10 protein-coding genes and 1 tRNA gene are annotated in these 13,234 nt (G+C 62.6%); 5 read left to right on the top strand and 6 right to left on the bottom strand.

Features of this window, described 5'->3' with window-relative positions; translation table 11 throughout:
• Positions 1 to 8: 8 nt before the first annotated feature.
• A complete protein-coding gene (locus tag XALGPE39_RS07110) occupies positions 9 to 389 on the bottom strand; it encodes a response regulator (protein WP_045727575.1) in 381 nt (126 codons plus the stop codon).
• Between the two features lie 137 nt (positions 390 to 526).
• Here XALGPE39_RS07110 and XALGPE39_RS07105 point away from each other — a divergent pair.
• Together XALGPE39_RS07105 and XALGPE39_RS07100 are read left to right on the top strand one after the other, a co-directional pair.
• Positions 527 to 613: transfer RNA gene (locus tag XALGPE39_RS07105), tRNA-Leu, on the top strand.
• Positions 614 to 1,629: 1,016 nt separating this feature from the next.
• Positions 1,630 to 2,277, top strand: a complete 648-nt coding sequence (locus XALGPE39_RS07100; protein ID WP_045729040.1) for a response regulator — start codon at positions 1,630 to 1,632, stop codon at positions 2,275 to 2,277.
• A gap of 332 nt (positions 2,278 to 2,609) precedes the next feature.
• On the opposite strand, the gene XALGPE39_RS07095 is transcribed toward XALGPE39_RS07100, so the two are convergent.
• Positions 2,610 to 5,966: an Rne/Rng family ribonuclease gene (locus tag XALGPE39_RS07095; RefSeq protein WP_082061845.1), complete on the bottom strand. Its 3,357-nt coding sequence runs from the start codon at positions 5,964 to 5,966 to the stop codon at positions 2,610 to 2,612.
• A 395-nt stretch (positions 5,967 to 6,361) separates the two neighbouring features.
• On the opposite strand from XALGPE39_RS07095, the gene XALGPE39_RS07090 reads away from it, so the two are divergent.
• Entirely contained in the window at positions 6,362 to 7,354 is a 993-nt protein-coding gene (locus tag XALGPE39_RS07090) for an RluA family pseudouridine synthase (RefSeq protein ID WP_045727574.1), read from the top strand.
• A 44-nt stretch (positions 7,355 to 7,398) separates the two neighbouring features.
• On the opposite strand, the gene XALGPE39_RS07085 is transcribed toward XALGPE39_RS07090, so the two are convergent.
• The 3 genes from XALGPE39_RS07085 to XALGPE39_RS07075 all read right to left on the bottom strand — a co-directional run bounded on the left by XALGPE39_RS07085 (position 7,399) and on the right by XALGPE39_RS07075 (position 10,347).
• Positions 7,399 to 9,297 carry a DUF3300 domain-containing protein gene (locus XALGPE39_RS07085; protein ID WP_045727573.1) on the bottom strand — a complete coding sequence of 633 codons (1,899 nt, stop codon included), beginning with the start codon at positions 9,295 to 9,297 and terminating at the stop codon, positions 7,399 to 7,401.
• A 271-nt stretch (positions 9,298 to 9,568) separates the two neighbouring features.
• A complete protein-coding gene (locus XALGPE39_RS07080) occupies positions 9,569 to 10,000 on the bottom strand; it encodes an energy transducer TonB (protein WP_045727572.1) in 432 nt (143 codons plus the stop codon).
• Between the two features lie 5 nt (positions 10,001 to 10,005).
• The gene (locus XALGPE39_RS07075) at positions 10,006 to 10,347 is read right to left on the bottom strand and encodes a 4a-hydroxytetrahydrobiopterin dehydratase (protein WP_045727571.1); all 342 of its coding nucleotides are present in this window, start codon (positions 10,345 to 10,347) and stop codon (positions 10,006 to 10,008) included.
• 91 nt (positions 10,348 to 10,438) lie between these two features.
• Between XALGPE39_RS07075 and XALGPE39_RS07070 the strand changes: the two genes are divergently transcribed.
• On the top strand, positions 10,439 to 11,035 hold the full coding sequence (locus XALGPE39_RS07070; protein WP_045727570.1) for an NfuA family Fe-S biogenesis protein: 597 nt from the start codon (positions 10,439 to 10,441) through the stop codon (positions 11,033 to 11,035).
• Positions 11,036 to 11,047: 12 nt separating this feature from the next.
• On the top strand, positions 11,048 to 12,724 hold the full coding sequence (locus XALGPE39_RS07065) for a hypothetical protein (protein WP_045727569.1): 1,677 nt from the start codon (positions 11,048 to 11,050) through the stop codon (positions 12,722 to 12,724).
• A gap of 45 nt (positions 12,725 to 12,769) precedes the next feature.
• On the opposite strand, the gene XALGPE39_RS07060 is transcribed toward XALGPE39_RS07065, so the two are convergent.
• A complete protein-coding gene (locus XALGPE39_RS07060) occupies positions 12,770 to 13,231 on the bottom strand; it encodes a cytochrome c (RefSeq protein WP_045727568.1) in 462 nt (153 codons plus the stop codon).
• Positions 13,232 to 13,234 lie beyond the last annotated feature (3 nt).

Here is a 13,234-nt window from a genome sequence, read left to right as displayed (position 1 = left end):
AAGGATTCTCAAGGTCTAGTGGTCATCTTGGTGTGAGCGTCTCCCAATGCCTTGATGAGCTGCTCGGACAGATAGGGTTTGGTCAGCACCACCCCAGTGGCGAAACTGGTCGGAAGGTACGCCGCGGCCACCCCGGTGGCCAGCACGTAGGGGATGGCGCGTTCGCTCAACACCCGGGCGACTGGCTCACTGGTTTCCCCGGCTGCCAAGCGGAAATCGAGGACCGCTCGATCTGGGCGTTCGCTGTCGATCAAGGCCAGGGCCTGCTTCACCGACGCGGCGATACCCACGACATCAGCGCCGGCCTGGGCAAGCTGTAGCTCCAGCAGCGTCGCGTTCATTTCGTCGTTCTCGACCACCAAGATACGCAGGCCCCCCAATGCCGACATCGCTTGCTCGTTAAAGTTTCAGAAATGAGAGTATAGCGGCAGCGTCAATCCTAGCGGGTAGACTTGCACCCTGCTGCGAGATTGAAGTTGGTGCCTATGGTGTTCTGGAAGCCAAGTCAGCTATACTCGCCGGCCGCGCCGAAGTGGCGGAATCGGTAGACGCAGCGGATTCAAAATCCGCCGCCCTTAAAAGCGTGTGGGTTCGAGTCCCACCTTCGGCACCAGCGAACATTGCAGCACAAAGCATAGCGGCCCGCTTGGCGTAATCCTGGCGGGCCGCTATCGTTTCCGGCCCCTTGGCAGGCCAACGCGGTTTTGATCGCGCCACCCCAGAACCTCGCCGGCAACCCGGGTCGCCGGGCGCATGGTCAGGCGTGCCGGGAAGTCTGGACGAGGCAAGCGTTTCCAGCACTGTGTGGAGCGCTAGGCACAACAATTGGCCCGGAGGTCCTGGGGCTGAAGGCCGTAGACCCTCGCGGCAGTGCATGCCTTGGCTCAGCGCCTGGACATTGCGTTGACGCCCATTGCGCTGCCCCGTTCGTTGATGACTTGCTGGGTGTTGTCGATCTTGTATCTGCGCTTGTGTGCACGGATGCGCTACGGCAAAGCGGAAGCTCGACAATGACTTTGACCCACAGCTTCGCGCGGATCTTGTCCTGCTGAATCAGTAGTAGGGAGCAGCTACATCGCCGTTACTGCAAATCGATGTTCCAACCAGATGCTGTCCCGGCTGGACTTTCATAGATATTCAGTAGCCGCTCTGCAGGTCACGTCTTTCGAACTCTACCTGATCGTAGTGGGGCATTACGTCACGCTCCAGCCTGTGTCGCCAGACACTTATCCAATGTGCATGTGCGCGTGTCTGAAAAGTGCGTTTGGCGACACCGCTTGTCGTAGCGGAATGGTGTCAGGAATCACGGTCGGATAGCATCCGAAAATTCTGACTTGAGATCAGGGTTCTCCTGATAATGTTTCTTCTTTACGACAGCCATACTAGGTTCACCTAACGCAGGGACCGTCGCGTTTTCCCCGGAAAACAAGCCGGCAGGTCACTCGACCCTGCGGGCCTAGCCTTGAGTAAGCTCGGCAAGGTACTTTGTTGTGACAATAAGATGTCTTTTCGCAGTGCATGAAAAATTGTGCTACGCGTTTTATTTTTTGTCTACAAATGTGTATTGATCTGAATAATTCACCCGGATAGTCTGCCAGCGCGGCATTTGCTGCGATGGAGCTACATGGTATGACCATCAGGATTTTTCTGGTCGATGATCACACTCTTGTTCGGACGGGAATGCGCCTGATTCTTTCGAATCAGACAGATATGAAAATAGTCGGTGAGGCAGAAAGCGGAGAGGCGGCAATCCCGCAAATCCGTCAGTTGAAGCCCGACATCGTACTGTGTGATATGCATATGCCGGGCGTCAGCGGACTCGAAGTCACCGAGCGCATTGTTAAGGGTGACTATGGCACCAAGGTCATTATTGTCTCGGTGTTGGAGGATGGCCCATTGCCCAGGCGCCTGTTGGAAGCCGGTGCATACGGTTACCTTGGTAAGGCCAGCGATGCACAAGAACTGCTGCGTGCAGTGCGCGATGTCGCGATGGGAAAGCGTTACCTCGGTGCGAACATCGCGCAGAATCTGGCGCTGGCGAACCTGGAAGGTGGTGGTTCGCCGTTCGATGCCCTGTCTCCACGTGAGCTTGAAGTTGCTCTGCTTTTGACGCGTGGCTTACGTCAGGAAGACATCGCCAAGCGCCTGAGTCTCAGTGCCAAAACAGTCAATACGCACAAGGCGCGCTTGTTCGAAAAGGTCGGTATCCAAGATAATATCGCATTGGCACGTTTGGCCGCGCAGTACGGATTATTGGATCCCACGCAGCCGCTATAGTGGGGTGCGTTCCAACACGGATTCGAGGCGGTCTGGATCCGTTTTATTTTTCGTCATCTTCCGTGAATGACAGTGTTGTAAGCGTGGTGCAGTCATCCCCGTTCTGCATCAGCGTCCGACCGCGTCTGCGTTTGCGGCATGTGTACGATGCTCGGTGCATTGACGGCAGTTCGGTGTGCTGTTGGCTTGGCGAGATGATGAACCAAAGCCAGTTCCGTGTCGGCGTCAGCAAGGCTGACATGTGCCTGTGTCGCACTGGGAGCCGAGAACAAAAAAGCGGCCAGAAGGCCGCTTTTTTGTGGTGGGATATCCGTATGGGATCAGTTGCGATCCTATTGTTCCTTGTCTTCGTTGTCTTGGCCCTCTGTCTTGCGGGTAGGCTGGACGACGACAGGCGTGGTGCCAGTATCCGGCGTCGACGTCGTGCCGCCGCTGTGGCCAGTGGCGGTTTCATGCGTGTTTGGCTTGAGGACGTCTAACAGCGTCGTTTGCACTGGGGCGTAGGTTGGCTTGGCAGGCGCGGGCTCATCGTGAGGCCGCGAGGGAGTAGCTGCGGTTTCACGCGTTGGTGCGCTGGCCGGCGCGGCCATGCCGATCTGATCCTCGCTTCTCACTGGCGTAGCCACGACGGCCGGTGCCGGAGTCGGTGCCGGCGTGGCGGCCGCTTGTGGCTGCTCGATCGTGGTGACTGGAGCAGTCGGCGCAGCGTCTGATGCGATAGGGCGCTCCATTGCAGACGTCTGTTCTGTTGCGCTTTCCATCCGCATGGCGGACGCAGCCTTGTCGACGTTGAGCGTTGCCGTTGCCGCGTCGGTGTGCGCGCGAGACGCCTCTGCGTGGGCAGCAGTGTCTGCTGAGGTTGTTGGCTGTGTTCTTACTTCGTTGGCTTCGTGAGCTTCAGGGGGAGCGATCACTGTGGCCTGAGTGAGGGTAACCGCCTGCGGTGCCGCGCTGTCCACGAAAGCCGGTGACACCGCGATGCTCGGGCGTGTGGCCGCCTGCGCGTCGATGGCTGGCGTCCGCTCGCGCCGCGGCTGCGGCTGCGGCTCGCGCTTTTCCTGCGCTGCAGAGGTTGCTTTCAATGGTGATTGCGGCTTGACGTTGCTGCTGTTGGCGGTTGCGTCGTCGTCGAAGTCGAATTCCGGCTGACTCCGGTTTGGTGCCGGGGTGGTCTCACCATCGTTGTCTGCAGCATTCAAATCGATATCGTCTAGACCAGCAACCTCGCCCTCGCCGATAGCACCTGTCTCACCGTTACCGCGTCGACGGCGGCGTCCACCGCGGCGTCCGCGCCGGCGGCGTCCACCAGCTTCGCCGTTCACCTCGTCGCCATCGTTGTGCTCGCCCGCTGGCACGGCCTGCTCGGTTTCCAGGGCAATTTCGTGCTCGTCGCTATTGGCGTTCGTGTGGTTAGCAGCGACGAGTGGAGCCTGGCTGGTTGCGGCTTGAGCCTCTTGGCGCTGCGGTGCAGCACCGACCGCGACAGCAGGGGCGCTGGTGGCGGCAGTCTGTGCCAGTGCGACAGGCGCGACGGGGGCGGGGGCAACTTGCTTGGCGGTTTCCTCGGTACGCGGCTGACGCGTTGGCTTTTCGTTCTGCTGCGCAGCCTGGGGCGCTTCCTGTTGTGGTTTGGGCTGGCGTTGTGGGTTCTGCGTTTGCTGTTTCTGCGGCTTCGGAGCTTGCTGCTGCTTGGCTTGTTGCGACGTCTGCTCGCTGCGTGCTGGCTTGGGCGACGGAGTCTGCTGGCCGCCGCTGTGTCCCGCGCCGTTGTTGCCGGTCCGGCGCTCGTCGCGGCGCGCGTTGCCGCCGCCGTTACCACGTGCTGCGTTGCCGCCCTGGCCGCCGTTGCGGCGTGCATTGCGATCATGCCGCTCGCCACGCTCGTTGCGGTTACGGTTTCCATCCTGTGGACGTTGACGTTGCGCTGGTTCCGATGTCGTCGCTGTCTGCGCCAGGCTCTCGCTGGCGCCGAAAATACGCTTCAGCCAGCCGACGATGCCGATCGCTGGCGTGGCAGTGACCGCAGCGGATGAGGGCATCGGCGCAGGTGCGGCGGCCGTTTCCTCTGCCGCTTCGCGCAATGGGGCCGGCTGCGAGTGCTGCACATGGGTTACAGCGGGCGCGGGCGGAATGTTGAGCTGTGCCTTGGTCAAGGCATGCACCGGCAGCTTGCGTGGGGTGCCGCGCTGGTAGCTGGGCTTGGTGCTTTCCTCGCTCAGCTCGTTCTCGCGCAGGCGAGTCACTTCGTAGTGCGGGGTTTGTAATTGCTCGTCGGCGACGATGACGATCGGTGCGTCGTGGCGCTTTTCGATCTCGCTCAGCGCGCGACGCTTTTCGTTGAGTAGATAGTTGGCGATCTCTACCGGGGCCTGCACCAGGACTTGCCCGGTGTTTTCCTTCATCGCGTGCTCTTCGGCGACGCGAATGATCGACAGCGACAACGACTCGACGCTGCGCATGCGGCCATGGCCGTCGCAGCGCGGGCAAATGATCTGGCTGGATTCGCCTAGCGATGGACGCAGCCGCTGGCGGCTCATCTCCAACAGGCCAAAACGCGAGATCCGGCCGATCTGTACGCGTGCGCGGTCGTACTTGAGCGCGTTTTGCAGGCGATTCTCGACCTCGCGTTGGTGCTTGTTGGAGGCCATGTCGATGAAGTCGATCACCACCAAGCCACCCAGATCCCGCAGGCGCAGTTGCCGCGCCACCTCCTCGGCCGCCTCCAGGTTGGTCTGGAACGCGGTGTCTTCGATGTCGCTGCCCTTGGTTGCGCGCGAGGAGTTGACGTCCACCGCAGTCAGTGCCTCGGTCTGGTCGACGACAATGGAGCCGCCGGAAGGCAGGCGCACACTGCGCTCGTAGGCGGCCTCGATCTGCGATTCGATCTGGAAGCGGTTGAACAGCGGGATGTCATCGGTGTAGTGCTTGAGCTTACGCAGGCTTTGCGGCATCACCTGCTGCATGAACTCCTGGGCATCGCCATACATTTCCACGGTATCGACAAGGATCTCGCCGATATCGGCACGCAGGTAATCGCGCAGGGCACGAATGATTAGCCGTGATTCCTGGTAGATCAGGAAGGGAGCTGGCTTGGCCAGTGCGGCCTCGGCGATCGATTTCCACACCTGGAGCAGGTATTCCAGATCCCACTGCAACTCCTCGGCATCGCGGCCAACACCGGCTGTGCGGATAATCACCCCCATGTCATCGGGGATGGTCAGCTTGTCCAATGCTTCCTTCAGTGCAGCGCGATCTTCGCCCTCGATACGTCGGGAGACGCCGCCGGCACTGGGCGAGTTCGGCATCAGCACCATGTAGCGGCCGGCCAGCGAGATGAACGTGGTCAGGGCTGCGCCCTTATTGCCTCGCTCTTCCTTGTCCACCTGTACCACGACTTCCTGGCCTTCGCGCAGAAGCTCGCGGATTGTCGCCTTGTGATGGTCGACGCCGGCCTGGAAGTAATCGCGGGAGATTTCCTTCAGTGGCAGAAAGCCGTGACGCTCGCCGCCGTACTCGACGAAGGCGGCTTCCAGTGAAGGTTCGAGCCTGGTGATACGGCCCTTGTAGATGTTGGATTTCTTTTGTTCCTTGGACGGCTGCTCGATGTCGATGTCGTACAGGGTCTGGCCGTCCACGATAGCCACACGCAGTTCTTCCGCCTGCGTGGCGTTGATCAGCATACGTTTCATTTGTTGCGTTCCTCGCGCTGCTACCGCGCGGAACGCCATGGGGTTTCGCTTCTGGTCACGCTTCGCCGCCCATCGCGCAGGCGCGGGGAGGGCGGCTTGAGCTTCCAGCGCTACGACACCACGGCGAGCCGCGGGAGCGCTTCTTTTCTTGGTGGTTCAGGGCCGGCGGCGAACTCCAGCCAGGCTGGGGACGCCGCACGGGGCATGTTCAGCGCGGATGTTGAGGCATCCGGCGATGGCGGGGTAGGCCGGTGAGCCGCTAACATGGCCGCCCCGAGGGCGGTGGTCGCGCACTGTGCCGGAATCGTCGCAAGCCGGGCTTCTGGCCCTTAGCTAACTTCCAACGAAATCAAACCCTTATCTCGCCGCCCGAGTGTAACAGAATAAACCGCTCAATGACTTCCCCTCCGGTTCCTCCAAAGTCGCGTGACGGCGCGACCAGCGTGGTGCGCATTCTCAAGGTTCCCGAGGATCGGGCTGGGCAGCGTGTGGACAATTTTTTGCTCGGCCAGCTCAAGGGCGCGCCGCGTAGCCTGATCTACAAGCTGATGCGCAGTGGTCAGGTGCGTGTCAACGGTGGCCGTACCAAGGCCGAGCGTAAGCTGGAGGTCGGCGATGAGGTGCGCATTCCACCAGTGCGGTTGCACGAGGAGGGCGAAAAAACGACGCCGCCGGAGGCATTCATGGCACGGCTGGAGGCCGCGATTGTCTATGAAGACCCACGTCTGCTGGCACTGAACAAGCCATCTGGGGTAGCCAGTCATGGCGGCAGTGGGATCAGCTTCGGTGCCATCGAGACTCTGCGCGCCCTGCGTCCGAATCAGACGCTGGAGCTGGTTCACCGGCTTGATCGCGACACCTCGGGTTTGCTGATCGTGGCCAAGAAGCGCTCGGCGTTGACTGAATTACAGGCGTTGATGCGCGAAGATGACCGGGTGCAGGGGCGCGGCATCAGCAAGCGTTACCTGACCTTGTTGGTCGGACGCCTGCCAGACGGGACGATGAGTGTGGAAGTGCCGCTGCATATCGGTCTGCGCCAGGGCGGCGAACGTCATGTGCAGGTGCATGCGGCTGGGAAGCCTTCGTTGAGTCATTTCCGCACGTTGGAACGGCGCGGAGGGCATTCTTATTGCGAAGTACGGATCGAAACCGGCCGAACCCATCAGATCCGCGTGCATGCACAGCATCTCGGCCACCCGGTTGCCGGTGACGACAAGTATGGTGACTCTGAGGTCAACAAGCGCTTGCGCGAGCAGATTGGACTCAAACGGTTGTTCCTGCACGCGGCGTCGTTGGAGTTCACTCTGGACGGCGGCAAGGTACCGTACTTGTTGAATGCCCCCTTGGCTGACGAATTGACCGATGCACTGAGCCGACTGGGGAGCTGATCTTGCCGGGCCGGGCGGCGTTGTCGCCGCCCGGCGCCGAGTACTTAGCCGTTGTGGTGGTCGTGGTGCTCGTGGTGCTGCTCGTTATGCGACGGTGCTGGTCGCATTGCCTGTTGTGGCTGTTCAGCGGAGCGTGGCATGTACATATGCGGCGGTGGCGCGAAGCGAACCACGCGTTGTTCCTGCATCCGCTGTTCCTGCATGCGTTGTTCTTGCATCCGCTGTTCTTGCATTTGCTGCTCCATCATGCGTTGTTGCGGCATGATCTGCCGCATGGACTCTCGCGGCATTTCTGCTGCGCGCGCTTGATAGGCAGGCGCTGCGGGTTCGTGCCAGGTTTGTATGTGCTGAGGCTGCGCCACTGTTGCTTGTCGCGGTGGTTGTGCGTGGGTCATGTCGCGCGCGAAGGTTTCGCGAGCGAAATCGGGCTGCATGCCCGCATTGCTATGACGGGCAGGCTCGACCATCCGCGTGGTAGGCATGCTGGGATGTTCGGCGAATGTTCCTGCCTGCCTCGTTTGAGGCATGGGTTGGCCGCGGAAATTCGGCAGCGACATCGGTTGGGGAGCTCTTGACCCGTTCGGTTGTGCCATCGCCAGAGTATGCAAGGGCATGCGTGGATCGCGCGGCACCTGTTCGGCGAGTGATGCGCCTGACGGTTGCAGCCGTTGCGAGGATGGCATCGCTGCGACCGGGCGTCCGGCTTGCAGCATCTGTGCGGTGAAGTGCGGCATGGTTTGCGGCATCGATCCGGGCATGGCGCGGGCGTGTTGCGGGGCAAATGCGCTCGTCGGCATATTTGCGTTGGTCGGCATATTCATGCGCGTTCCCATTGCCGTTGCGGCAGCCACCGCCGCAGCCGTTGGCCGCGCCCCGGGGAATGATTGCGAAGGGGCGGCGATGCCCGCGCCCATCGGCGTCGGACCCGTGTTGTTACGCACGAAAGTGCGGTTATCGATATGGTTGTTGACGATGCGGTTGTTGATGATGGTCGTGCGCGGGGCGTAGACGTTGTTGTTGTACACCACGTAGTTCGGTACCGACGGTGGCGCGTTCCAGTTCACGCCCCAGTTGTTCCAGCCCCAATTGTGCCAAGCGGGCTCTGGTGCGAACCAGCCGAACATATGGTGGTGATGGTGTTCGAGGGCTTCGCCGATCAGTACGCCGACGCCGAAGGACACGATGCCTGTGGTCACCAGGTCGCCGGTATCGTAGTAAGGACGCGGCGGACGGTAGCTGTACTCGCGGTACACGCCGATCGGTTCGCCGTAGACCACCTCCGGATCGTAGCGCGGCACGTAGACCACGTCAGGTTGCGCCGGTTCGATCACGATGGTGCGGCGCGGTGGCGGCACTGCGTCGGCATAGGGAGCAGGTTCCACGACGGTACGCTGCACCACCTGCACGCGCTGTTGCGGGGTATCGCGCAGGTGTCCTTGCGCTTGCGCACGTTCACGCATGACCTGGACGGCGTCTAGAACTTCGTTGGGATCGTGCGCATAAGCATCGCCGAGTGAACGGGTCCAGTCGCCGTTGCTTGCCAATTGGTCGACAACATCGGGGAAGGCGGTCAGCGCCTTGACGCTGGGGTCCCACGGTTGCGAGGCGGAGGCTTGCAGGCGGTCGCCTGCTGTCAGGTTACGGTTGTTGCGTAGCCAGTCCTGTGCCGCCATGACTTGGTCCGGGTAGACCGAAGCGGCCAGCGTCTGCGCCAGTAACTTGTCGGGGAACAGGGCAATTGGTGCCACCAACTGGTACAACTGATCTGCTGTTGGTGGGACATAGGCTGCAGATGCAGGAGCGGGGGCGCTCTGTGCCGGTACTGGAGCGATGGCACTCTGTTCTGGTGTCGCAGCGGGTTGCCGCTGGCATGCGCCGAGCGCAAACACGCTCAGGGCAGTGACCAGTGCGACTTTGGTGGGAGGCAGTGAGCGGATCTCCATGCGGTACCTCATCTAGCAGGATTGGGGTGGCTTGTGGGCGCAGCATGCCCTGCGTCAGGTGTCTGCCAGCTTGCTGAAAACGCACTGCGTGGCAGCATGCTGGCCTGCGTTCAGCTGGCATCAGCGCACTTGTTCAGGCCAGCGTGTACAGCACGCGCTAATGGCGCGCAGGCCTTGGGTGTTGCTCGAATTGGACGCAATCGATTGCGGATGCGGCATGCGGGCACGCGTCGCCGCAGTCCCCAGCGGCGACCCCATTGACTCGATTGAATCAGCCGCTGTGTTTGGGCTGTGCGTCCAGCGCGAAGCAGCGGTCTGGGCGCGGTTGCGGTGGGGTGAAGTTGACCGGTACCTGGATCGTCCACGGTACCGCCTGCCCGTTGCGGGTAGCGGGGTTGAACATCCATTCGTGCACGGCTTGTTGTGCCGCTGTATCCAATGCGGCCTGTCCGCTGCTGCTGACGACGTTGACTTCGGTGGGCTTGCCTTGCACGCCGACCACCACTTTCAGCACGACTTTGCCGCCGAGTCCCGCGCAGGCCAGTTCGATCGGGTAATCCGGCGGTGGCGTTCGCACCGCCGCGACCTCGGTCGGGGCCTGTGCGGTGGCCTCACTCTGGGATTGCGACGATGGACCACAGCCGCTCAGTAGCACGGCGCTCATGCAGGCCAGATGAGCAAGAAGGCGGGAAAGGGCAGGCATACGGTTCACTCCGAAAGGGCCGACGCCTTGGCGGCGCAGATGAAGTCGTTCTCGCTCAGGCCGCCGACGTCGTGGGTGGAATAGCGCACCACCACGCGGTCGTAGTGCACGCCGAGGTCGGGATGGTGGTCTTCGCGGTGTGCGATCCAGGCCAGCGCATTCACGAACGCGAGCGTGCGGTGGTAATCCGGGAAGCGGAACGTGCGACTGATCGCCATGTCGCTTTCGACCAATTCCCAGCCGGGCACTTGCGGTAGCAGTTCCGCCAAGCGTGCCTGGGTGAGTTTGTATTCACTGCCCTTGCAAGGCGAACAATGGGCCTGCGCGAGCGGGATCAGATCGTTCATGATGAAGTTTGTACGGCGAAGTGGCTGAAGATGCCGGAAAAGAACAGCACTGATGATGAGCCAATGACATGCGAAAGGCTAGAATAGCCAAATGATCCAGATATCAGACAGCGCGCAGGCCCACTTTCACAAACTGCTCGAACGCGAGGCGGTGCCCGGCATGGGGGTGCGCCTGAGCGCGGTCGATCCGGGAACCGCGCGCGCCGACGCGCGGCTGGAGTTCGCAGAGCCGGCCGACCTGGCCGGCGACGAATGGGCGATTGATTGCGCCGGTTTCACCTTGTATGTCGCCGCCGACAGTGTCGCCTGGCTGGACGGAGCCGAGATCGACTATGTCACGCAGGGAACCGGTCAGCAGTTGACGATCAAGGCACCCAAGATCAAAGGCCAGGCACCGGGCGAGGCGGCCTCGCTGGTTGAGCGGGTGCGCTGGGTCGTGGAAAACGAGGTCAATCCGCAATTGGCCCAGCATGGCGGCCGCGTCGCGGTGCAGGAAGTGTCTGCCGATGGCGTGGTGCTGTTGCGTTTTGGTGGCGGCTGCCACGGTTGCGGTATGGCCGATGTGACGCTGAAACAGGGCATCGAGAAGACACTGATGGGGCGCGTACCCGGCGTGACCGCCGTGCGCGACGCGACCGACCACGATAGTGGCAGCGCACCGTACATTCCGCGCGATACGGTCGCCTAGTCCGCGCGCTCGGTGACACGCGCCGCCGACATTCTCGACGCGCTATTGGCGCGTATGTCCGGCGGGCTGCCGTGCGACCCTCTTACCGGATTACCTGACCGTTGGGCGGATTGGCTCGCATCGCAACCGGTCGCGCCACGCACGTTCGTGGCGTCCGAGTTGATCGCGGCATTGCCGCCGCCACGGCCTGCGGTATCGATGCGCCTGCCGGCGCTGAGTCCATGGCAGGCATTGCGCCGGCTGTGGTGGCAGCATTGGGATCCGGCACCGCACGACCAGCGCTGGTGGCGACGCATTGCGGTGTTGATTAGCCTGTTGTTGCACCTACTGTTCGCGGTGTTTTTGTTGTGGGTTGCGTTCGTGCGCTGGTTGCCGTTGCATACCGACGATGGTCAGGCAAGCCGGGTGCAGGTGGAGTTCGTCGGTCGCGGCACGCCTGCCGACACCGGTGGTGGTGCGTCGGCAGCGCTGACGACACCCCCAAACAGTGCTGCACCCGTTAGCGCCACTCGTGTTCCACATGCCGTGGTCAAGCGCGCGCGCAGCACAGCCAAGACCTCGACATCACCTGCATCCGTGGCGGCTGCGAGCGCCAACGTGCCGGTTGCGGCCCAAAGCCCGCCGCCGCCAGAGCAGTCGCTGCAGGTCACCGAAACGCCCACGCCCACCAGCGATTTCGTGTTGCCGCCACCGCCACGCTTGCACACAGCGGTGCCGACGCCGCGATCGATCGTGCCGCCCGAGATTCAGGTGACGGAACGCGATGTTCAGGTGGTCACCGAAGCGCCCGCCTTAGCGCAGATCCGCCCGCGCGAGGTGGTCGTGCCGCGACCGGCTGCGCCGACGCTGCAGGTGCGCGAACGCGAAGTGCCGGCGCCACTGTCGCAGGTGCAGGTCCAATCACTGCCGATGCCTAACCCCATGCCGATGCCGGAACTGGCTCAAGCGCAGGCACCGCAGGTGCGGCAGATCGAGGTCCCGACGCCGGCGACAGCCAGCGTACCGGTGCCCACCGCCGCCGCAGCGGTCAAGGAGTCAAGTGTGCCTGCTGTGGTGCCGGCGCCGGTGACACAAACCAGTACTCCAACCACGCAGCAGGCCACACCGGCTGCACCGGCATCAGCGACGGCGCCACCCGGTCAGCATGCTGCCACGCCAGGCAGTGGGCCGGCGACCGCCGCCCGCGAAGGAAGCTGGGCCACGCCACAGCGTAGCGACGACTGGGGTGCGGCGGCGCGCAACCGGGCCGGTGATGTCGGGGGCGGCGCGCGTAACGGCCTGTTCAATGGTGATGGTAGTGTCCGCCTGGCTGATGATGGCGCTGGCGCGAACAAGACCGCCGAGCACGGCGCGCCGGGGGCCGACACCGATACCTGGACGCGCGAGCGCATCGCGAACGCCGGCCAATGGCTCAAGCGCCCGCCATACGACTACACGCCGACGTCCTTCGACAAGTATTGGCTGCCGAATGCCACCCTACTGGAAGAGTGGGTGCGACGCGGGATCCAGTCTGTCAGCATTCCCATCCCGGGTACCAGCAGCAGCATCACCTGTGTGATCTCGATTCTGCAGGTCGGCGGCGGATGCGGCATCACCGATCCCAATCTCAACGATCAGCCGGCGGGTGCGCGGCCGCCACCGAAAGTGCCGTTCAAGCCAGCATTGCAAGAAGACAACGGCAGCCGCTGAGCCCCAATCCAGGCCATGGCTGCCGGCACGCCTAGCGGCTCGTGCTCAGTTCACTCCATGCAGATCGCGCAACCTGCTCGGGCGCGAACCGAAGTAGGCCGCCAGATCGGCGATATCCTGGTCGCTCAGTTGCGCCGCTTGCTGACTCATCAAGGGGTGCTGGCGGTCGCCGCTGCGGTAGGCCTGCAGCGCATGGGCCAGATAATCGCCGTATTGGCCGCCGAGCCTGGGGTAGGTCGCGTCGATTGGCGCGTTGCCCTCGGCGCCGTGGCAGTTGATGCAGCTTTGCCCTGTGGCCTTGCCCTTGGCCTGGGCGAGTTTTTCGCCGATGGCGATGCGTCCGCTGGGGAGTCCGGCGGAGGAGCCGGCCCCATGCTCGCCGCTGGCGTGGCCGGGATCGCCGGCCGAGGTGCTGGAGGATTCCACCTGCGATTGCGAACACGCCCCCAAGCACAGGGCTGCAAGCAGGACGATGGCTGGACGCAGAGCGTGCGCGGCGTTCGACATGGG

Source organism: Xanthomonas sp. GPE 39, from assembly GCF_000963005.1.
Classification (GTDB): domain Bacteria; phylum Pseudomonadota; class Gammaproteobacteria; order Xanthomonadales; family Xanthomonadaceae; genus Xanthomonas_A.
The sequence above is the reverse complement of the archived record's forward strand: the minus strand, read 5'-3'. Positions and strand labels throughout refer to the sequence as shown.